Source organism: Sulfuritalea hydrogenivorans sk43H, assembly GCF_000828635.1.
In the GTDB taxonomy this organism is placed as follows: domain Bacteria; phylum Pseudomonadota; class Gammaproteobacteria; order Burkholderiales; family Rhodocyclaceae; genus Sulfuritalea; species Sulfuritalea hydrogenivorans.
The window spans coordinates 63,470-83,997 of the sequence record NZ_AP012547.1; the positions used below are offsets into that span (position 1 = coordinate 63,470).

Below are 20,528 nucleotides of genomic sequence, written 5' to 3' on the forward strand. Positions count from 1 at the left end.
CTTCCGGCATGACACTCCCGCTCTCCGTTGCCACCTGGAACATCCACAAGGGTTTTTCGCAGTTCAATCGGCGCATGATGGTGCACGAGCTGCGCGAGCGTCTGCGCGAACTGTCGGCCGACATCGTCTTCCTGCAGGAAGTGCAGGGCCTGCATCTGGGGCATGCCGAGCGGCATCCGGACTGGCCCGCGACGCCGCAGCACGAATTCCTCGCCGAGGACGTCTGGGGCAACCACTCCTACGGCCGCAACATGGTCTATGACCACGGCCATCACGGCAACGCGATTCTTTCGCGCTTTCCCATCCTGCACGAACACAACCAGGATGTGACCCACCTGCGTTTCGAGAAACGCGGCCTGCTGCATTGCGCGATCGAGCTGCCGCGACTGGCGCAGCCGCTGCACTGCGTCTGCGTGCATCTGTCGCTGTTTGCGCGCTCGCGGCGGCGGCAGATGGACGCGCTGGGGAGCCGGATCGAGAACCTGGTGCCGGCGGATGCACCGCTGCTGATCGCCGGCGACTTCAACGACTGGCGCAACCACGCCGACGACCTGCTGGCGGATCGTCTCGGCCTGGTCGAAGTGTTTGCCGGCGAAGGCCGGCGACCGTCGCGCAGTTACCCGGCCGCGCTGCCCATGTTCCGCCTCGACCGCATTTACCAGCGCGGCCTGCAGGTGGCTGCGACGGAAGTCCATGCCGGGCCGCCGTGGTCGAGCATTTCCGATCACGCCGCGCTTTCCGCCGAACTTCAGGTCAGGATCGACGTACCGTGAGCGCCGACCGGGGGGATGCCGCTTCGCATGACTTTCTTGCCGGCAATCGACTGTCTTTGCTCAACTCGGGAGGCGAGTATTTTCCCGCGCTGATCGCCCAGATCGATGCAGCAGTGCACGAAGTGCATCTGGAAACCTACATTTTTGCCGACGACGCCACCGGACGCCTGGTGGCTGCCGCGCTGAATCGTGCCGCGCAGCGGGGTGTCGCCGTGCGCGTGCTGGTGGACGGTTTCGGCGCGCGCGAGTTTGCGGCGGGTCTGGGCGTCGAGCTGGAGGCCGGCGGCGTCGAGGTGATGACCTATCGTCCGGAGGTGGGAAACACCCGCTTCAGGCGCCATCGCCTGCGCCGGTTGCACCGCAAGCTTTCCGTTTTCGACGGCCGCGTTGCTTTTGTCGGCGGCATCAATGTGATCGACGATTTCGATGACGGCAAGGCGGAGTCGGCGCGTTTCGATTATGCGGTACGCATCGAAGGTCCGCTGGTGCCGCGCATCCATGCGGCCATGCGCCACGTCTGGCGGCTGGTGCGCTGGGCCCGTCTCGGGCGCCGTCCGCCGCCGCCTGCTGCGTTGCCGGTCGTGCCGGCCGCGAGCGGCACGACGAAGGCCGCGCTGCTGGTCCGCGACAACCTGCGCCATCGCCGCGACATCGAGAACGCCTATCTGGCGGCCATCCATTCCGCCCGCGAGGAGATCGTGATTTCCAACGCCTACTTCCTTCCGGGCCGCCGTTTTCGCAATGCCCTGCTGGCGGCGGCGAAGCGTGGTGTCAGCGTCAAGCTGTTGCTGCAAGGCCGCGTCGAGCATGTCCTGCAGCACTATGCGACGCAGTCGCTCTACGACCGCATGCTGGCAGCGGGCGTCCGCGTTTTCGAATACGAGAAGGCCTTCCTGCATGCCAAGGTCGCGGTGATCGACGGCGACTGGGCCACCGTCGGCTCCTCGAATATCGATCCTTTCAGCCTGCTGCTGGCACGCGAAGCGAATGTCGTGGTACGCGATGCCGAGTTCGCCGGGCAACTGCGGGCCAGCCTCCTGACCGCCATCGAAGGCGTTGCCATCGAAATCCGGGCGGAGGATCAGCGCAGCCGTTCGTGGCTGGTGCGCCTCGCCAGCGCCGCCGCCTACGGCCTGGTGCGCTTCATGATCGGCGTCACGCGCTACGGCGGCAAGCAGTACGCCGACTAGGAATCCGGGATGCCAGTCGGTGAATGATTGGCCTACAATCCAATCGAGATACGACAGTATGGGATTGGGAATTTGTCATGTGGTCCCGCATAGCAGGCTTCATTCTTTTGCTGACGATTGGCTGCGCCTGTGCCGCGGAGCGCAATGTCACGGTCAGCCGTGTCGATGCCGCCGCCAGCGGCAAACGCGTGGCCCTCGTCATCGGCAATGGCAAATATCCCGGCGCTCCGCTCAGGAACCCGGTCAATGATGCTCGCGACATCGCGGCCGCACTGAAGAAGCTCGGCTTTGAGGTGATCGAGAGATTCGATGTTCCGCAGAAGGAGATGAATCGCGCCATCACTCAGTTTGGCGCCAGGCTTTCGGGCGACACTGCGGCCCTGTTCTATTACGCTGGTCATGGCATTCAGGTAAGAGGAAAGAATTACCTCGTCCCCATCGATGCCCAGATAGCCACGGAAGCATCGGTACGCAGCGAAACCGTCGACGTGGATGCCCTGCTCGAACAACTGGGCACCAGCCCGCTCAACATCGTCATCCTCGACGCTTGCCGCAACAACCCGTTCGAACGCAGGTTCCGCGGCACCGGTGGCGGTCTCGCGCAGATGGACGCGCCCAAGGGCACGCTGATCGCCTACGCCACGGCGCCGGGCAAGGTCGCCTTGGATGGCGAAGGCAGAAACGGCCTCTATACCCAGGAACTCCTCAAGCAGATGCAGACGCCAGGACTTTCGGTGGAAAGCATGTTCAAGCGCGTGCGTGCCAGGGTGGCCAAGGCGACAGGAGACAACCAGATGCCGTGGGAGGCGTCATCCCTGACTGGCGAGTTCTATTTCAATCCGGCAGCGGGCCGAACCGAAGTGGCGATTGCCGCTCCCGCATCGGCGATCCATGTTCAAAGCCCGGAGGAAATCGAGCAGGACTACTGGGATCGGGCCAAAGGATTACCCGGCACAACGGGTTATGAAGAATATTTGAAGCGATATCCGGAAGGAAGATTTGAAGCCATAGCGAAACTTGAAATTGCGAAGCTCGGTCAAGGCGCCGCGATCAGGCATCCCCACGATGGCATCTGGGCGGGCGAGGTGGAAACCAGTGGCGATCTGTTCGGCAGGGGCGCGACAACGCGCGTCCAGATCAGGGTCGAGCAAAGCCGTCTCGTCGGCAGCGCCACCATCACGAACGACAACCGCGTCTTCTCCGGGACCGTGGATCGCGAAGGCAATCTCGTGGATGCGCGCATCACTGGAAAGTCACAGACATACCGGCTTGCCGGAAAGCTTTGGGACGCGTCCGGCGACGGATCAGGCGGGTGGAAACTCAAGATGCGTCTGAAACCCCAGGGCGCGGTGATTGCCGGCCAGGGCACAAGGTCCGGGCCGCCGGAATCGATGATCAGAGGGGCGCTGGTCCGCACCCAGGGCGACGGAAAACGATGGCTGATAGTCGTCCAGGAGCCCAACTGCAAGTATTGCAAGAAGCAGGAAGAAGAGCTTGCGAAGATGCAGAATCTGACAATCTATACGCACATCAAGACGTTTACCGATGATGCCAGACGCAGGCGAAAGGACATTCTTTGCGCCATCGATCCGGTGAGTGCGTGGGCCGGCTGGATGCTTTCAGGTATCGCACCGGTCGGCAGGCCGGATTGTGACGGTCAGGAAGCGTCGCCACCGGAAGATTTGCGGAGTTGGCTCGATTCGCTTGCCGCGACGCCAACCATTTTGCTGCCCGACGGGCAGGTCGTCACCGGGTATCTTGCGCACCCGGCTCTTGAAAGCCGTCTCGGCCAGGCTTGGTCGTCGAGCAACGCGGGACGTTAATCGCGGGCCATCACCCTCGGGCTCGCGCAGTCATTAGTGATGCAGGATGCGGGCGAGAAAGGTCTTCGCCCGTTCGCTCGCCGGGGCCTCGAAAAACTGCGCGACCGGCGCGTCCTCGACGATCTCGCCGTGGTCCATGAACACCACGCGTTTCGCCACCTTGCGCGCAAAGCCCATCTCGTGGGTGACGACCATCATGGTCATGCCTTCCTGCGCCAGCTCGACCATGACATCGAGCACCTCGCCGATCATTTCCGGGTCGAGCGCCGAGGTCGGTTCGTCGAACAGCAGGCAGATCGGGTCCATCGCCAGGGCGCGGGCGATTGCCACGCGCTGCTGCTGGCCGCCGGACAACTGGCCGGGAAACTTGCTCGCGTGCGCGCGCAGGCCGACGCGGTCGAGCAGCGCGATGCCGCGCGCGGCGGCTTCGTCAGGGCTGCGGCCGAGCACCTTGACCTGCGCCAGCGCCAGGTTCTGCACCACGCTCATGTGCGGGAACAGTTCGAAGTGCTGGAACACCATGCCGACGCGGGCGCGCAGCTTCGGCAGGTCGGTCTTCGGGTCGCCAACCGAAATGCCGTCGACCGTGATCGTGCCCTGCGTGAAGGGTTCCAGGCCGTTCACACATTTGATCAGCGTCGATTTGCCCGAACCCGACGGGCCGCAGACCACCACCACTTCGCCCTTGGCGACATGGGTGCCGCAGTCCTTCAGCACCTGGGTGTGGCCGTACCACTTCGACACGTTCTGAATTTTGATCATTCTATTTTCCGCAGATGACGCAGATTTTCACAGATTACAGCGCGCCAAGCTATTCGATCCATCTGCGCAAATCTGCGAAATCTGCGGACCAACTGCATTTATTGGTCATGTCCAATTTCATCGCACGATGGCGACGCGCTTCTGCAATTGTTTCACGGCGAGCGACAGGCTGAAGCAGATGGCGAAGTAGATCAGTGCCGAGAGCACGATCATTTCCACCGGCCGGTTGTAATTCTTGCCCACCACGTCGGCCGCCTTGAGCATGTCCTTGGCGCCGATCGCATAGACCAGCGAGGTGTCCTGGAACAGCACGATGGTCTGCGTCAGCAGCACCGGCAGCATGTTGCGCACGGCCTGCGGCAGTATCACATGGATCATGGTCTGGGCCTGGCCGAGGCCCAGCGCGAAGGCGGCATTGACCTGGCCGCGCGGCACGCTCTGGATGCCCGAACGCATGATCTCGCAATAGAAGGCCGCTTCGAAGGCGGTGAAGGTGATGATCGCCGAGGTCTCGGCGCCGACCGGCGCGCCGGTGAGGAAGGGAATGACGAGGAAGAACCAGAGGATCACCAGTACCAGCGGGATCGAGCGCATCAGGTCCACATAGGCGCCGGCAATGCGCGCCAGCGGCACGATCGGCGACAGCCGCGCCAGCGCCAGCAGCGTGCCGATGACGATGCCGCCGGTCATTGCCACCAGCGTCAGGCGCAGCGTGAACAGCAGGCCGTCGCGGATGAAGGGCAGGCTCGGGCCCCAGACGGAAAAATCGAACTCGCCCATCTCAGCCGGTCCGCGCGATGAGGCCGGGCACGCGGCTCTTCGCCTCGATCCACGCCATGCCGCGGTTGGCGGCGAAGGCGCAGATGAAGTAGAGCAGCGTCACCGCCAGATAGGTCTCGATGCCCTGCTCCGAATCCTCCTGCATTTGCCGCGCCTGGAAGGTCAGCTCCAGCACGCCGATGGCGAAGGCCACCGAGGAATTCTTGAACACGTTCATGAACTCCGAGGTCAGCGGCGGGATCACGATGCGCAGCGCCTGCGGAAGGATCACGTGGCGGTAGGTTTGCGGCAGGGTGAAGCCCAGCGCCAATGATGCATCACGCTGGCCGCGCGGCAGGCTGCCGACGCCGGCGCGCACCTGCTCGGCGACGCGCGCCGAGGTGAAGAAGCCGAGGCACAGCGCGGCGGTGACGAATTCCTTGGCCGGCATGTCCTGCTTGACCCACAGCGACCAGTCGCGCGGCAGGAATTCCGGCACGACGAAGAACCAGAGGAACATCTGCACCAGCAGCGGGATGTTGCGGAACAGCTCGACCCAGGCAGTGGCCAGCAGCGCCAGCAGGCGCGAAGGCGTGGTGCGCAGCGCGCCGACCGCGATGCCGATGCAGAGCGCCAGCAGCCAGGCGGTCAGCGACACCGCCAGCGTCCAGCCGAGGCCGGTGATCAGCCAGTCGAGATAGGTTTCGTCGCCCGACTTGACCTGTTCGAGGAAGATACCGAAGTTCCAGTGGTAGTTCATCCCGGGTGCGTCAGCTGGTCGCCGTACCGCCAGCGCCGACTTTTACTTCTTGTTGAAGCTCTCGGCCGGCGCGTCGCTCGGCGCCTTGATCAGCTTCTTCAACTGCTCGCTCATCGGGAAATTCATACTGACATTTTTCGGCGGGATCGGCGAGAGGAACCAGCGCGTGTACAGCTTGTCCAGCTCGCCGCTTTTCATGAGGCCGATCACGGCCGCGTCGACTAGCTTCTTGAACGCCGGATCGTCGCGGCGCAACATGATGGCGATCGGTTCGACGTTGAGCACCTCGCCGACGATGGCGTAATCGGCCGGCGATTTCGAGCTGACGATGAGGCCGGCGAGCAGGTTGTCGTCCATGACGAAAGCCACCGCGCGGTCGGTCTCCAGCATCAGGAAGGCATCGGCGTGGTCCTTGCCATAGACCTCCTTGAAGTCGATGCCCTTGCCCTTTTCGTGGGCGCGCATCAGCTGCACGCTGGTGGTGCCGGTGGTGGTGGCCACCGGCTTGCCGCCAAGTTGGGCCAGACCGGTGATGCCGGAAGCCTTCTTCACCGCCATGCGCACGTTGGTGACGAAAGTGGTCGGTGCGAAGGCGACCTGCTTCTGCCGCGCCTCGTTGTTGGTGGTCGAGCCGCATTCGAGGTCGACCGTGCCGTTTGCCACCAGCGGGATGCGGTTCTGCGAAGTCACGGCCTGGTGCTGCAGCTTGAGCGCCGGCAGCTTCAGTTGCGCCTTGACCGCATCGACGATGCGATTGCAGACGTCGATGTGGTAGCCCACGGGCTGCTGCTTGTCGTCGAGGTAGGACAGCGGATAAGACGATTCGCGGATGCCGAGCGTGATGCTGCCGTTGTCCTTCACTTTCTTCAGCGTGCCTGTTTCTTGCGCCAATGCGGGCGCGGCGGCGATGACGATGGCGACGAGCAGTGCGGTGCGATGGTTCATGGCGGTCTCCTTGGCTCAGGCTTCGATCATATTCTGTTGCTGCTGCAAAGCCCACATCTGGGCATACAGGCCGTTCTGTTCGAGCAGGGCGCGATGCGCGCCACGCTCGACGATATGCCCGGCGTCGAGCACCAGGATCTCGTCGGCGTTCATCACTGTAGACAAGCGGTGGGCAATGATCAATGTGGTGCGGCCGATGGCAGCCTGTTCCAGTTCGGCCTGGATGGCCTTTTCGGTCTTGGAGTCGAGCGCCGAGGTGGCCTCGTCAAAAATCAGGATCGGCGGATTCTTCAAGAGCGCGCGGGCAATCGCCACGCGCTGCTTCTCGCCGCCGGAAAGCTTGAGGCCGCGCTCGCCGACGCGCGTGTCGTACCCGTCAGGCAGGCGTTCGATGAAGTCGTGGATGTGCGCCGCCTTTGCCGCGGCGATCACTTCCTCGCGCGGCGCCGTCGGACGGCCGTACTGGATGTTGTAGAAAATCGTGTCGTTGAACAGCACCGTATCCTGCGGCACGATGCCGATCGCGGCGCGCACCGAGGCCTGCTGCAGGGCGCGCAGGTCCGAGCCGTTGATCTTCACCGAACCGGTCGTCGTGTCGTAGAAGCGGAACAGGAGCCGCGCCAGGGTCGACTTGCCCGAGCCGCTGTGGCCGACCACGGCCACCGTCTCGCCAGCGCCGACTTTGAAATCGACATCGAACAAAATCTGCCGGTTGGCCTCGTAGGCGAAGCCGACGTTCTCGAATTCGATCTCGCAGGGGCCCGACTCGCCAGAGGCAAACAACGGCCGCGCATCCGGCGCATCCTGGATTTCGCGGTTCTTGTCGAGCAGCGAGAACATGCGCTCGATGTCGGTCAGCGACTGGCGAATCTCGCGATACAGCACGCCGAGGTGGTTGAGCGGCATGTAGAGCTGGATCAGGAAGGCATTCACCAGCACGATGTCGCCGACCGTCATGTTGCCGGAGGCAACGCCGACCGCGGCGCGCCACATCATCAGCGTCACGCCGGCGGCGATGATCAGCGACTGGCCGAGGTTGAGCCACGACAGCGAAACCTGGCTCCTGATCTGCGCGGTTTCCCACTTCTGCATCTGCTCGTCGTAGCGGTCGTGTTCCCAGCGCTCGTTGTTGAAGTACTTCACCGTCTCGAAGTTGATCAGGCTGTCCACCGCGCGTACGTTGGCCGCCGAATCCAGCTCGTTCACTTCGCGCCGCAGCACGGTGCGCCAGTTGGTGACGACGATGGTGAAGATGACGTAGATCGTCAGCGTGGCGCCGGTGATCAGCGTGAAGTCCCAGGCGTAGCGCGCGGCCAGTATCCCGATCACCAGCGCGATCTCGACCAGCGTCGGCAGGATCGAATACAGCGTGTAACTGATCAAGGAGCCGATCGAGCGCGTGCCGCGTTCGATGTCGCGCGTCAGGCCGCCGGTCTGGCGGTCGAGGTGGAAGCGCAGCGAGAGCGCATGCAGGTGCTCGAACACCTGCAGCGTGATGGTGCGCACCGCGCGTTGCGTCACGCGGGCGAAGAAGATTTCGCGCAGCTCGGTGAACAGCACGGTGGAAAAGCGCAGCGCGCCGTAGGCCGCCAGCAGGCCCAGCGGCACCAGCAGCACGGCCTGCTCCAGCTTGTTGGCGCCCGGCAGGGTGAAGGTGTCGATGATGTCCTTGAACACCATCGGCACCGCGACGTTGGTCAGCTTCGCCAGCAGCAGGCAGCAGAGCGCGAAGACGACGCGGCCCTTCCATGCCCACAGGTAGGGCAGCAGGGTCTTGATGGTTTGCCAGTCGTGGCGCGTTTCGGGGATCGGGCCCGGCAGGGCCATGGTGGGGGGGGTGCGACGCATCATGGTTTAGATTTTAACAACTTGGTGGCGTGGCTTACCGCCGTGGTGTCAGCGCCGACTTTCTCACTTCGCCTCCACGCCCGCGCCGGGTCTCGCCCCGGCGGGCGACCTACTTTCTTGCTCGTGCAAGCAAGTAGGCAAAGAAGCACGCCCCGCCTCCCCGGCCTTTTGGCGGAGGGCTCGCCAGAGTCTCGCCCGTTCGCGCGGCGCAAGGCCAATCAATTGGCCTTGCGAAACCCCGCGCTCACCCCTCGCTGCGGAAGGCCCGCCGGGCCGGTCGCTAAACTAGCCGGCCAAAAGCGGCCAGCGTCGGACAACGCGACCGGACTACTCCCGGCGAACCTCCCTCGCTCGGCGGGTCAGAGGGGAAGGCAAACCGTCGCGCGTGGAGCGACACGCTTGCGAAAATGCCGGATAAATCGTTTAATCCATTTCAGGTAGCGGGCGCCGGTAGCGGTTCCCAACCTTAGGCGCCACTAAAACGAGGCAGCATGCTGATGAAAAACGACTTTTCTATACACCGGAAGTGGAAAGCGGCGCGCCTGATGGGTTGCTTACCATCTTTTAGGCAGCTGGCTTGACTTTAGCCGTCTACAGAATTACCCACACTCGCTTTGAGAGAAATCTATGCCATTCCATACTATTGCCATCCTGTCTGGAGATAGGCAGAAAACAATTCCGAATCGTTCAGAAAGCGAAGTTCTCTCGGAGATCGTGCTTCCCTTTATTGCAAATGGCGTTATCACCGCTAAGTGGGGACAGAAAGTTCAGTCCTATCAAGTCCTGGAACTTAGGATTTACGAAACCAAAACTCCATGGAACAAGAAGAGCGGAACTGTTATTGCGGACATTATCAAGGGCAAGAAGAATCTGTATGGCCGCTTTGCCGCCAAAGCCGAGTCGCTCTTGTCAACAAAGAAGCCAAAGGTTTTTGTTATCACCCCGATTCAAGGCGAAAAGCATGGGGATCAGGACCAACAGAGAATATTCAAAGAGTATGACCAGAGATTCGAGGCCGTTGAGCAAGTGATCTCTGAGGCAGGCGCTGTAGCGATCAGAATTGATAAAGAACACGCCCTAGAAGATCTTGTCGGAAGAATCAAAAAGGAAATTCGGAGCGCTCAGTTCGTCGTGGCAGACCTTACGGACGAAAGGCCATCGTGCTACTTCGAAGCAGGTTACGCTGAGGCATTGGGGAAGAAGGTTATTTACATAGCCAGCAAACAAAGTGTGGCCAAGCCTGGCACCAAGACGGTCATACATTTCGATATTCATATGAACATGAACTATTTCACCAATCACGAAGAGTTGAAAGAGAAGCTGTCCAGTGCCATCGAAAAGAACAGAGAATCACTGTTTGAAGAAGGCTAACCCTGCGGCGCAGCGCCGGTTATGTCAGACATCGGGAAGGGGTCGGCTTCAAATTAGTTTTCGTCAACTCCGGCCACACGCGACGCCTTGCCTTCCCCTCTGACCCGCCGAGCGAGGAAGGTTCGTCGGGGGAAGTCCGGTCGCGTTGTCCGACGCCGGCCGTTTTTGGCCGGCTAGTTTAGCGACCGGCCCGGCGGGCCTTCCGCAGCGAGGGCAGCCCGCAGGGCCGGGGAGGCGGGGAGCGCTTCTTTGCCTACTTTCTTGCGCGAACAAGAAAGTAGGTCGCCCGCCGGGGCGAGACCCGGCGCGGGCGCGGAAGCGAAGAAAGAAAGTCGGCGCTGGCGATACGGCGAAATCCACATCCATCGCCCCGACTATTTTCCAGTCAATTGGAAAATAGTCTTGACTTTCTTCCAGTCAACTGGAAAATAGTCGGAATGGAACGCGCGCTTGCTCCCTTCATCCGGGCCGATCTGGGCCGCAAGATGGTCTTTCTTTCCGGTCCCCGCCAGGCCGGCAAGACCACGCTGGCGCGCGCCCTGGCCGAAGCCTGGCCGAACGCACAGGTGCTCAACTGGGATGTCGCGGCGGATCGGCGCGTGATGCTCGAACAGAGCTGGTCGCCGGCGGCGGGGCTGCTGGTGTTCGACGAGCTGCACAAGATGGCGGACTGGAAGGCCTGGCTGAAAGGCGTGTTCGACGGCCGGCGCGAGGGACAGGCGATCCTGGTCACGGGCAGTGCGCGGCTCGACGCTTTTCGCCAGGCCGGCGAGTCGCTGGCCGGCCGCTACTTTTCCTGGCGCCTGCATCCGGTCACGGTGAAGGAATGGGTCGCGGTGTCCGACGCCTCGCCCGAGGTGGCCCTGGCGCGCATCCTCGAACGTGGCGGCTTCCCCGAGCCCTTCCTCGCCGACGAGGCGACGGACGCCGCGCGCTGGCGAACCCTGTACCTCGAAGGCGTGATTCGCGAGGATATCCTCGAGTTTTCCCGCGTTGCCGAGATTCGCGCCATGCGCGTGTTCGTCGACATGCTGCGCAGCCGCGTCGGCTCGCCGCTGTCGCTGGCCTCGCTGGCGCGCGACCTGCAGATTTCGCCGACCACGCTCGGCCGCTATCTGGAAATCCTCGAAGCCTTGCACATCGTGTTTGCGCTGCGGCCCTTCCACCGCAACATCGCGCGCGCCCTGCTCAAGGAGCCCAAGGTCTATTTCTTCGACACCGGCCTGGTACAGGGTGACGACGGCGTCCGCTTCGAGAATGCCTGCGCCGCGATGCTGCTGCGCCATGCCCACTTCCTGCAGGATTCCGCCGGCCGCGCCATGAGCCTGCACTATGTGCGCGACAAGGAAGGGCGCGAAATCGACTTCGTGCTCTGCGAAAACGGCGAACCGCTGGGGTTCGCCGAATGCAAGCTCAGCGATCCGGCGGTGCCGCCCTATCTCGCGGCGATCGCCGAGCGCTTTCCCGCCGCCGGTGCCAGCCTGCTGGTGCGCCACTTGCGCCAGCCGGAACAGCGCGGGCGTGTTGCCGTCGAGCGCGCCGCGGATTGGCTGGCGCAACTGGCCGCCTGAGGCGCAGGCTCGCCTATCCCTCTGCCGGCGGCGCCGCCGCTTCCGTCGTCCATTCGGTGGAGAGCCGGTAGCCCACCGCCAGCAGGGTCGGGCCGAGGAAGGCGCCGATCACGCCGAAGGCCAGGACGCCGCCCAGCACGCCGAGGAAGACGATGGCGAAGGGCAGGTTGGCGCCGCGGCTGATGATGAATGGCTTGATGACATTGTCCACGGTGCTGACCACGAAGAAGCCCCAGATGGCGACGAAGACCGCCCAGCCCGGCTGGCCCTGCTGGAACAGCCAGATCGCCGCGCCGCCCCAGACCAGCGGCGGCCCGACCGGCACCACGGAGAGAAAGAAGGTTGCGCCGCCGAGCAGCACCGCGCCGGGCACGCCGGCGATGACGAAGCCGATCGCGGCCAGCACGCCCTGGGCCAGCCCGGTGCCGAGGATGCCGTAGATCACTCCGCTTACGGTGTCGTGCATGATGCCGAGCAAGTGCGTGGCGCGCACGCCGGTCAGCCGTTCGAGGGCGATGCGCAGGCGCCTGGCCAGCGCTTCGCCGTGGAGGAAAAAGAAGAAGGCGAGGAACACCGACAGGCCCATGTCCAGCACGCCCCGGCCGACCATGCGGCCGCCGGCGATGGCTGCCACCTGCGCCGGCTTGGCGAGTTTTTCCAGCTCTGCCTTCAGGCGGTGGCCGTCGTGCACGAATTGCTGCCAGTAGTCGTGGAGCGTCTGGCCCAGCAAGGGCAGGCTCGCCAGCCAGTCCGGCGCATCGGGCAAACCGTCCTGCGCCAGCGCGGTCGCCGCGCGGCCCAGCTCGGCCACGTTGTCGGCCAGGGCCAGCGCCACCGCCGCGATCGGCCCCAGCAACACCACGGTGACCAGCAAGGTCATCAGAGTGGCGGCGAGGGTGCGGCGTTCTCCCAGCAGTTGGTCCAGCCGGCGAAAGGCCGGCCAGCTGGTCGAGACAAGAATGGCCGCCCAGATCAGCGCGGTGAGGAAGGGCCACAACACCAGCACGCAGCCCGCCCCCAGCAGCGTCAGGGCAAGAATGGCGAGGAAGCGGTCGGAACGGGGACTCAGCATGGCGGATACGGGAAAGGTGGCGGATGAACTTTACAACGATATCGTGAAGCGGCCCCTTGTGCGGTGTTGGGCTTGCGCCCGCGGGAATCGCCGTAGCGCCGGCGCCGACTTTCGGCTTCCTGCCGAGCCGTGCAGGGATTGACATTTCCTGCCTCATTGAGCAGAATTAAAACGATCGTTTGAAACTGCTGTTTATCAAAGGTTTGCCCGCCCATGGAACCCGATACCCGCTCCCGCATCCTCGACGCCGCCGAAAACCTGTTCGTCGAACACGGCCTCGACGCGACCACGCTGCGCATGATCACCGCCGAGGCGAAGGCCAATCTGGCCGCGGTGAACTACCACTTCGGCTCGAAGGAGGCGCTGATCGAGGCGGTGTTCCGCCGCCGCCTGAGCTGGCTCAACGAGCAGCGCATTGCCGTGCTCGACGCGCTGGAAGCCGAGGCCGGGGGCGCGCCGCTGAAGCCGCGGCAGATCGTCGAATCCTACTTCGGCGTGACGATCCGCATGGCGGCATCGAGCCCCGGCGGCAAGACCTTCATGCGCCTGCTGGGCCGCACCTATACCGAGCCCTCGGAATTCGTGCGCAACTTCCTGGCCGAGGAGCATGCGGAACTGATCGCCCGCTACAAGGCGGCCTTCTTCAAGGCCCTGCCCGACGTGCCGCAGGAAGAATTCCTCTGGCGCTTCCATTTCATGATGGGCGCCCTGGCCTACGCGGTGTCCGGCGCGGACGCGCTGCGCATTCTCGGCCCCATCGACGATTCCGATCCCGAGGCGCTTTACGCCCGGCTGATGAGCTTCCTGATCGGTGGCCTGCGCGCGCCGTTGCCCGAAATTCGCACCAAGTCCGCCCGCAAATCGGGCACGAAGAAGGCGGCGTGACCATGACCCAATTTGCTCCCGTGTATATCGTGGATGGCGCGCGATCGCCCTTCCTCAAATCGCGCAACGTACCGGGGCCGTTTTCGGCGTCCGACCTTGCCACGATATCCGGCCGTGCCCTGCTGGCGCGCCAGCCTTTCGCCCCCGAGCAGCTCGACGAGGTGATCGTCGGCTGTGCCGGGCCGAGCGTGGACGAAGTCAACATCGGCCGCGTCATCGCGCTGCGCCTCGGCTGCGGCCACAAGGTGCCGGGCTGGACCGTGATGCGCAACTGCGCCTCGGGCATGCAGGCCATCGATTCGGCCATCGCCAACATCCAGAACGGACGCTCGCAGCTGGTCATGGCGGGCGGCGTCGATGCGCTGTCGCGCACGCCGCTGTTGTATTCCGACAGCATGGTGCTGTGGTTCTCGAAGATGGCGCAGGCGCGCACGCTCGGCGCCAGGCTCGGGATGTTTGCCAAGCTGCGGCCGGCGATGCTGCTGAGTCCGGTGATCGGCATCGTCAAGGGCCTCACCGATCCGGTGGTGAACCTGATGATGGGCCAGACGGCGGAAAACCTGGCCTGGAAATTCGGCATCTCGCGCCGGCAGATGGACGCGTTTTCCGTCGACAGCCACAAGAAGGTGGCCGCCGCGCAGGCCGCCGGCCGCTTCGACGAAATCGTGCCGCTGATCGACACGGACGGCAAGGTGTATGCGGCGGACGACGGCGTGCGCCACGATTCGAGCGAGCAGAACCTGGCCAAGCTGAAGCCCTTCTTCGACCGCAAGTACGGCAAGATCACGCCGGGCAACAGCTCGCAGATCACCGACGGCGCGGCCTGGCTGTTGCTGGCGTCAAGCGAGGCCGTCGAGAAATACGGGTTGCAACCGATCGGAAAGATCACCGACACGCAATGGGCCGGCCTCGACCCGGCGCAGATGGGCCTCGGCCCGGTACATGCCGCGACGCCCATCCTGCAGCGCCACGGCCTGGGCGTGAATGACCTCGACGCCTGGGAAATCAACGAAGCCTTCGCCGCGCAGGTGATGGGCTGCATCAAGGCCTGGGAAGATCCGGCCTATTGCAAGGAACAGCTCGGCCTCGAGGCCCCACTCGGCACGCTCGACCCGGCGAAGCTGAATGTCGATGGCGGCGCCATCGCACTGGGCCATCCGGTCGGCGCCTCGGGCGCGCGCATCGTGCTGCACCTGCTGCACATCCTGCGCCGCGACCATGATGGCAAACGCGGCAAGCGCGGCATCGCCACCATCTGCATCGGCGGCGGGCAGGGCGGCGCGGTGCTGGTGGAAACGGTGTAGCCCGGAACGCCATGCGCACACCGGTTCGACTTTCGTATCGCGCCAAGCCGTCCGTCATCGGCTTCATGACGAATATCGCGCGTCCGGCGCCGCGGGCGCCGCGTGACGGCCCCCTGCCCGACATGCAGGCGCACTGGCGCGGCCAGCGGATTTCACCACGCGACCTCGCCGGTTTCTTCGAGCTGTCCGGCCTGCCGGCAAGCGAAACCCTGCCGATCCTGTATCCGCACACCATCAGCTTTCCCATGCTGATGGCGGTGCTGAGCCATCCGCGCTTTCCCGTTCCGATCTGGAACGTGCTCCAGGTGCGCAACCGTTTGATGCAGCACGCGCCGATCGCACCGGATGCGGCGCTGGATTTCAGCGTGCGCACGGGCGAGCGGCGCGTGCTGGAAAAGGGCCTCGAGATGGACCTGCTGGTCAGTGCCGAAGCCGGCGGACGGGTGGTGTGGGAGGCCGTCGATACCTTCTATGCGCGCGGCCGCTTCGGCGTCGCACAGGCGGCGGTTTGCCCCAGCCCGAACGTGGCGGGGACGACGGTCGCCGAGTGGCGCCTGCCCGCGCATGGCCGCTGGCGCTACGGGCGGCTTTCCGGCGACCTCAATCCCCTGCACATGAGCGACGGCTACGCGCGCCGCTTTGGCTACTCCGGCGCCTTCACCCATCCGCAGCGGATCATCGGCCAGTGCCTCGGCCATCTCGGTGCCATTGGTGCATTGGGGCATGTGCCGATGCAACTCGAAACCTGGATCAAGGGCCCGGTGTTCTACGGTGCCCGGCTGAGCCTGCGTGCCGAAGCGCGGGCGGCGGAACAGCTTTTTGCATTGCACGTGGATGACGACGCGCGGCCGGCCATCGTCGGCCGCTTCGTCACCCCAAACATCGATCGGGAAACTTCGACATGAGCAACTTCAAGCACTGGCGCCTCGAACGTGAAGCCGACGATTCAGGCGTAGCCTGGGCCATCCTCGACACCGCCGATTCCTCGACCAATACGCTGGGCGCCGACGTCATGGCCGAACTGGGCCTGATCCTCGACGAATGCGCGAAGCATCCGCCCAAGGGGCTGATCTTCACGTCGGCCAAGGAGGCCGGCTTCATCGCCGGCGCCAACATCGAGGAATTCGTTGCGTCCGATACCCCGGAGAAGGCGCTCGCCCTGGTCAAGCGCGGCTGGGACTTGTACAACCGACTCGCCGCCGTGAGCTATCCGACGCTGGCGCTGGTGCGCGGCCACTGCATGGGCGGCGGCACCGAACTGGCGCTGGCCTGCCGCTACCGCATCGCGGTCGATGAACCCGGCACCAGGTTCGCGCTGCCGGAAGTCATGCTCGGCATCGTGCCGGGCTGGGGCGGCATGTTGCGCCTGCCGCAAATCGTCGGCCCGGCGGCGGCCTTCGACATGATGCTGACCGGCAAGAACATTGATGCGAAGCGGGCGAAGAAAATGGGCCTGGCCGACGAATGCTTGCCGCCGCGCGTCATGGAAAATGCCGCGCGCATGCTGGTGCTGTCGGGCAAGCCGATGCGCCAGTCGCAACTGCTCTTGATGCAGAGACTGATGAACGGTCCGCTGAAAGGTTTCGTCGCCAGCGGCGCGAAGAAGCAGGTGGCGAAGCGCGCGCGACGGGAACACTACCCCGCGCCCTACGCGATCATCGACCAGTGGCAGAACCACGGCGGCAACACGCTGGCCGTGCCGGCCGGCGCGCCGATCTCGCTCGATGCGCTGGTGACGCACCCGACCACGCGCAACCTGATCCGCGTGTTCTTTTTGCAGGACCGGCTCAAGGGCTTCGGCAAGCTCAGTGGCCAAACCGGGAAGGATTTCGCTCCGCGCCATGTGCATGTGGTCGGCGCCGGCGTCATGGGCGGCGACATCGCGGCATGGTGCGCGCTGCGCGGCATGACGGTGACGCTGCAGGATCAGTCCGTGGAGCGCATCGCCCCGGCCGTCGGCCGCGCCGCGAAATTCTTCGAGAAGAAGCTGCGCGACAGGAAGCTGGCGCGCTTCGCGCTCGATCGCCTGATCGCCGATCCGCGGGGCGATGGCGTGCGCCAGGCCGATGTCATCATCGAGGCGATTTTCGAGAACCTCGAGGCCAAGCAGGCGCTGTTCGCCGACATCGAGGCGCGCGCCAAACCGGAGGCACTGCTGGCCTCCAACACCTCGTCGCTGAAGCTCGCCGACATCGCTGCGAAGTTCAAGGATCCTTCGCGCCTGGTCGGCATCCACTTCTTCAATCCGGTGGCGATGATGCCGCTGGTGGAAGTGGTGGCCGGCGCCGGCACCGCACCCGAAGCGGCGCAGAAGGCCGCCGCCTTCGTGCGCAAGATCGACAAGCTGCCGCTGCCGGTGAAGGACGCGCCGGGCTTTTTGGTCAATGCCGTGCTCGCACCCTATATGAACGAAGCCATGAAGTGCGTGGACGAAGGCATCGCACCCGAAACCATCGACGCGGCCATGCTGGCCTTCGGCATGCCGATGGGACCGATCGAACTGGCCGACACGGTCGGCCTCGACGTTGCCGTCGCGGCGGGCCGGCAGCTGGTCGGTGACGCGAATCCGCCGCAAAAGCTGGTGGAACTGGTGGAGGGCAAGAAGCTCGGCAAGAAGTCCGGCCAAGGCTTCTACACCTGGATCGATGGCAAGGCGCAGAAATCGAAAGTCGGCGCTGGCGATACGGCGAATCAGGCGCTGGCGCAGCGCCTGATCACGCCCCTGCTTGACGCCACGCAAAGGCTGGTGAAGGACGGCGTGGTCGCCGATGCCGAACTCGCCGATGCCGGCGTGATCTTCGGCACCGGCTTTGCGCCCTATACGGGCGGCCCGATGAACTACCTGCAGACGCACCGCGCTTGACGACCACTTTGCACTAAACCATAATGACCAGCATGATCATAACGATTGTGAGGGCCGCATGATTACCGAAACCAATGCCGTCAGCTTCCGCCAGAACCTCGGCGAAATGCTCAATCAGGTCCAGTTTCGCCATGACAGCGTGGTGATCAACAAGGACGGCAAGCCCGTCGCGGCACTGGTCGATGCCCGCCTGTTCGAGCGCATCCGCCGCATGCAGGGCCGCTTCGACGCGCTCTGTCAACGCATCGAGGCGGGATATGCGGGTGTGCCTGAAGCGGACGGGCTTGCCGAAATCGACGCGATGGTGGGCAAGGAGCGGGCGCGGGCGCGCCGGGCGGCTGGCAAGGCTTGACCGCCGTGGCGGCGTTGCGCGTGGTGCTCGACACCAATGTCCTGTTGTCCGGTATTGCCTATCCCGCCAGCGTGCCGGGGAAGATACTGGCTGCCTGGCGCCATGGTTCGGTCGAGGTGTTGCTCTGCGTGTACATCCTCGACGAATTGCGCCGGGTATTGCCGCGTTTGCGCCAGCGCCACGGCCTGACTTCGGCGGAGATCGAGGACCTGGTCGACATCCTGTCAATCCAGGCCGAAATCGTCGAGCCGATGGATGGCGACGAACCGGAATTGCGCGATGCAGCCGACCAGCCCGTGCTCGGTGCCCTGCTTGCGGCAAGAAAAGGCGGCGGCGCGGATTATCTGATTACCGGTGACAAGGACTTGCTGGCGCTGGCTGATCGATATTCCATCATCAGTCCGGCCCGGTTCTGGACTGCGCATGGTGGACTGTGAATCGTTCCGTCTGTCACTCCGCTCAACCAGCGGCGTCAGGTAAGCGTCCCAGCTCCCAGGCGCGCAGCGCCAGCTTGCGCTCGACGCCCCAGCGGTAGTTGCTGTTGCTGCCGTCATCGCGGATCACGCGGTGGCAGGGGATCAGGTAGCCAATGCTGTTGGCGGCGACCGCCGAACCCACGGCGCGCGCGGCGCGCGGCATGCCCAGATGGGCGGCGAGCTGGCCATAGGACAGCAGCGTCGCCGGCGGAATTTTCAGCAGGGCTTCCCAGACCTTGATCTGGAAGTTGGTGCCGCGCAGCAGCAGGTGCAGTTTTCCCCGCGCTGGCGTGCCCGGAAAAACGCGCGCGGCCAATGCCCGGGCGCCCTCCTCGTCGCGGCGGAATGTGGCGGCCGGCCAATCCTTGCGCAAAACGGCGAGCCTGGCCTGGCGGTCGTCGTCGCAAAAGGCGAGATGGCAAACGCCCCGCGCTGTCCAGCCGAACAGCGCGTCGCCCAGCGGCGTGGCGGCGTGGCCGTGGCGCAGTTCGACGCCGGCGCCTTGCGCGCGGATCTCGCCCGGCGTCAGCGCTTCGCAGCTCACCATCAGGTCGTGCAGGCGTCCGGGGCCGGAGAGGCCGGCGTCCAGCGCCGCATCGAGCACGCCGGCCGAGGCGCGCAGGGCTTCGCGCGCATGTTCCTTGGTCAGGTATTGCAGGAAACGTTTGGGCGACAGCCCGGCCCAGGCCGAGAAAACGCGCTGCAAATGGAATTCGCTCAAGTGCGCGGCGGCCGCGATTTCGGCCAGTTCCGGTTGCCGCGCGGCGTTGGCGCGGATGAAGGCGATGGCCCGCGCCACCGCGTCGTATTGCCGCCGCCATTCGCCATCCGCGGGCAAGGTGTCGAGCAGTGGATCAGGCATGGGCGGCCGCCTTGCGCGGAACCAGCAGGCGCGGCGAAAAACCGGTGACCAGCGCGGTTCCCGCGATCACCACGGCGCCCCCGGCCAGCGTGTGCCAGCCGACCGGCTCATCGAGGAAGAGCCAGCCGAAGAAGGTGCCGAACAGCGGAATCAGGAAGGTCACGGTCAGGGCCGGCGCGGCGCCGATGTCGTCGATGAGGCGGAAGTAGAGCAGGTAGGCGACGCCGCTGCAGACCACGCCGAGGGCTCCGACAATGGCGATGATGTCCGCCGTCGGCGGCGCGGCCGGTGGAAAGGCCAGCAGCGCCGGTGCCATCAGCAGGCTGGCGGCCCACATGCTGCCGTGGGCGTTGGCGAAGGGTTCGACGGTCCTTGCGGACTTCGTGTAATTGCTCGCCACGGCATAGCAAAGCGCCGCCGCCAGCGAGGCGGCGATGGCGAATCCCGCGCCGGGTTTCAGGGCGATGCGGTCGAAGCCGACCAGCAGGGCGACGCCGGCTACGCCCAACGCCAGGCCGGCAAGCGCGCGGCGGTCCAGCGGCGCGCGTCGCCAGACGGCGGCGATCAACGCGGCCCACAGCGGCGAGGTGGCGTTGAGGATGGACAGCATTCCGGCGGATAGGGTGAGCGCCGCGTAGCCGAAGAGCAGGAAGGGCAGGGCGGAATTGAACAAGCCGATGAACAGGTAGTGGCGCCGATGCGCGCGCCAGGCCAGCGGCCGGCGCAGCAGCAGCGCGACGGCGGCGAGGAACACCGCCGCGAGCAGCACGCGCGCCTCCATCAGCGCGACGGGGCCGAGCGCCGGTGCGCCGATGCGGATGAACAGGAAGGAGGCGCCCCAGATGGCGGAGAGCAGCAACAGGCGGAAGAGGTTGGTGGGGCTGGCGGTGGTCATGGGCACACAGTATCGGG

Annotated in this window: 19 protein-coding genes; 11 read left to right on the top strand and 8 right to left on the bottom strand. The window is 64.7% G+C overall.

The window, feature by feature from the left end:
- Nucleotides 1–8 precede the first annotated feature (8 nt).
- The 3 genes from SUTH_RS00280 (at nucleotide 9) to SUTH_RS19505 (ending at nucleotide 3,786) form a co-directional block, all read left to right on the top strand.
- Nucleotides 9–773: an endonuclease/exonuclease/phosphatase family protein gene (locus SUTH_RS00280; RefSeq protein ID WP_041096186.1), complete on the top strand. Its 765-nt coding sequence runs from the start codon at nucleotides 9–11 to the stop codon at nucleotides 771–773.
- Entirely contained in the window at nucleotides 770–1,963 is a 1,194-nt protein-coding gene (gene clsB / locus SUTH_RS00285; protein ID WP_052472979.1) for a cardiolipin synthase ClsB, read from the top strand. Before SUTH_RS00280 ends, clsB begins: the two co-directional genes overlap by 4 nt.
- A gap of 77 nt (nucleotides 1,964–2,040) precedes the next feature.
- Entirely contained in the window at nucleotides 2,041–3,786 is a 1,746-nt protein-coding gene (locus SUTH_RS19505) for a caspase family protein (RefSeq protein ID WP_052472981.1), read from the top strand.
- 33 nt (nucleotides 3,787–3,819) lie between these two features.
- Here SUTH_RS19505 and SUTH_RS00295 read toward each other — a convergent pair whose 3' ends face one another.
- From SUTH_RS00295 to SUTH_RS00315, 5 genes are all read right to left on the bottom strand, one after another.
- Nucleotides 3,820–4,548, bottom strand: a complete 729-nt coding sequence (locus tag SUTH_RS00295; RefSeq protein WP_041096188.1) for an amino acid ABC transporter ATP-binding protein — start codon at nucleotides 4,546–4,548, stop codon at nucleotides 3,820–3,822.
- 117 nt (nucleotides 4,549–4,665) lie between these two features.
- Nucleotides 4,666–5,328, bottom strand: coding sequence for an amino acid ABC transporter permease (locus SUTH_RS00300; RefSeq protein ID WP_041096190.1), 663 nt, complete (start codon nucleotides 5,326–5,328; stop codon nucleotides 4,666–4,668).
- Between the two features lies 1 nt (nucleotide 5,329).
- On the bottom strand, nucleotides 5,330–6,067 hold the full coding sequence (locus SUTH_RS00305; protein WP_041096191.1) for an amino acid ABC transporter permease: 738 nt from the start codon (nucleotides 6,065–6,067) through the stop codon (nucleotides 5,330–5,332).
- Between the two features lie 42 nt (nucleotides 6,068–6,109).
- Nucleotides 6,110–7,012 carry a transporter substrate-binding domain-containing protein gene (locus SUTH_RS00310; protein ID WP_041096193.1) on the bottom strand — a complete coding sequence of 301 codons (903 nt, stop codon included), beginning with the start codon at nucleotides 7,010–7,012 and terminating at the stop codon, nucleotides 6,110–6,112.
- A 15-nt stretch (nucleotides 7,013–7,027) separates the two neighbouring features.
- Nucleotides 7,028–8,860 carry an ABCB family ABC transporter ATP-binding protein/permease gene (locus tag SUTH_RS00315; protein WP_041101295.1) on the bottom strand — a complete coding sequence of 611 codons (1,833 nt, stop codon included), beginning with the start codon at nucleotides 8,858–8,860 and terminating at the stop codon, nucleotides 7,028–7,030.
- 627 nt (nucleotides 8,861–9,487) lie between these two features.
- On the opposite strand from SUTH_RS00315, the gene SUTH_RS18125 reads away from it, so the two are divergent.
- Nucleotides 9,488–10,231 (top strand): TIR domain-containing protein, encoded by a 744-nt coding sequence (locus SUTH_RS18125; protein WP_052472982.1) that lies wholly within the window; start codon nucleotides 9,488–9,490, stop codon nucleotides 10,229–10,231.
- 437 nt (nucleotides 10,232–10,668) lie between these two features.
- Nucleotides 10,669–11,802: an ATP-binding protein gene (locus tag SUTH_RS00325; protein ID WP_197539623.1), complete on the top strand. Its 1,134-nt coding sequence runs from the start codon at nucleotides 10,669–10,671 to the stop codon at nucleotides 11,800–11,802.
- Between the two features lie 13 nt (nucleotides 11,803–11,815).
- Here the strand turns inward: SUTH_RS00325 and SUTH_RS00330 are convergent, their stop codons facing one another.
- Nucleotides 11,816–12,874 (bottom strand): AI-2E family transporter, encoded by a 1,059-nt coding sequence (locus SUTH_RS00330; protein WP_041096195.1) that lies wholly within the window; start codon nucleotides 12,872–12,874, stop codon nucleotides 11,816–11,818.
- A gap of 213 nt (nucleotides 12,875–13,087) precedes the next feature.
- Here SUTH_RS00330 and SUTH_RS00335 point away from each other — a divergent pair, with 213 nt between their 5' ends.
- The 6 genes from SUTH_RS00335 to SUTH_RS00360 are packed head-to-tail and all read left to right on the top strand — an operon-like array spanning nucleotide 13,088 to nucleotide 18,715.
- Nucleotides 13,088–13,759: a TetR/AcrR family transcriptional regulator gene (locus tag SUTH_RS00335; RefSeq protein WP_041096197.1), complete on the top strand. Its 672-nt coding sequence runs from the start codon at nucleotides 13,088–13,090 to the stop codon at nucleotides 13,757–13,759.
- Nucleotides 13,760–13,761: 2 nt separating this feature from the next.
- Nucleotides 13,762–15,063, top strand: a complete 1,302-nt coding sequence (locus tag SUTH_RS00340) for an acetyl-CoA C-acetyltransferase (protein WP_041096199.1) — start codon at nucleotides 13,762–13,764, stop codon at nucleotides 15,061–15,063.
- An 11-nt stretch (nucleotides 15,064–15,074) separates the two neighbouring features.
- The gene (locus SUTH_RS00345) at nucleotides 15,075–15,968 is read left to right on the top strand and encodes a hotdog family protein (RefSeq protein ID WP_148312807.1); all 894 of its coding nucleotides are present in this window, start codon (nucleotides 15,075–15,077) and stop codon (nucleotides 15,966–15,968) included.
- Nucleotides 15,965–17,926, top strand: coding sequence for a 3-hydroxyacyl-CoA dehydrogenase NAD-binding domain-containing protein (locus SUTH_RS00350; protein ID WP_041096201.1), 1,962 nt, complete (start codon nucleotides 15,965–15,967; stop codon nucleotides 17,924–17,926). Before SUTH_RS00345 ends, SUTH_RS00350 begins: the two co-directional genes overlap by 4 nt.
- A gap of 58 nt (nucleotides 17,927–17,984) precedes the next feature.
- On the top strand, nucleotides 17,985–18,278 hold the full coding sequence (locus SUTH_RS00355; RefSeq protein WP_041096203.1) for a type II toxin-antitoxin system Phd/YefM family antitoxin: 294 nt from the start codon (nucleotides 17,985–17,987) through the stop codon (nucleotides 18,276–18,278).
- A gap of 5 nt (nucleotides 18,279–18,283) precedes the next feature.
- Nucleotides 18,284–18,715 carry a putative toxin-antitoxin system toxin component, PIN family gene (locus SUTH_RS00360; protein ID WP_041096205.1) on the top strand — a complete coding sequence of 144 codons (432 nt, stop codon included), beginning with the start codon at nucleotides 18,284–18,286 and terminating at the stop codon, nucleotides 18,713–18,715.
- Between the two features lie 22 nt (nucleotides 18,716–18,737).
- Here the strand turns inward: SUTH_RS00360 and SUTH_RS00365 are convergent, their stop codons facing one another.
- Nucleotides 18,738–19,616 carry a methylated-DNA--[protein]-cysteine S-methyltransferase gene (locus SUTH_RS00365; protein WP_052472986.1) on the bottom strand — a complete coding sequence of 293 codons (879 nt, stop codon included), beginning with the start codon at nucleotides 19,614–19,616 and terminating at the stop codon, nucleotides 18,738–18,740.
- Entirely contained in the window at nucleotides 19,609–20,511 is a 903-nt protein-coding gene (locus tag SUTH_RS00370) for a DMT family transporter (RefSeq protein WP_041096207.1), read from the bottom strand. Before SUTH_RS00370 ends, SUTH_RS00365 begins: the two co-directional genes overlap by 8 nt.
- Nucleotides 20,512–20,528 lie beyond the last annotated feature (17 nt).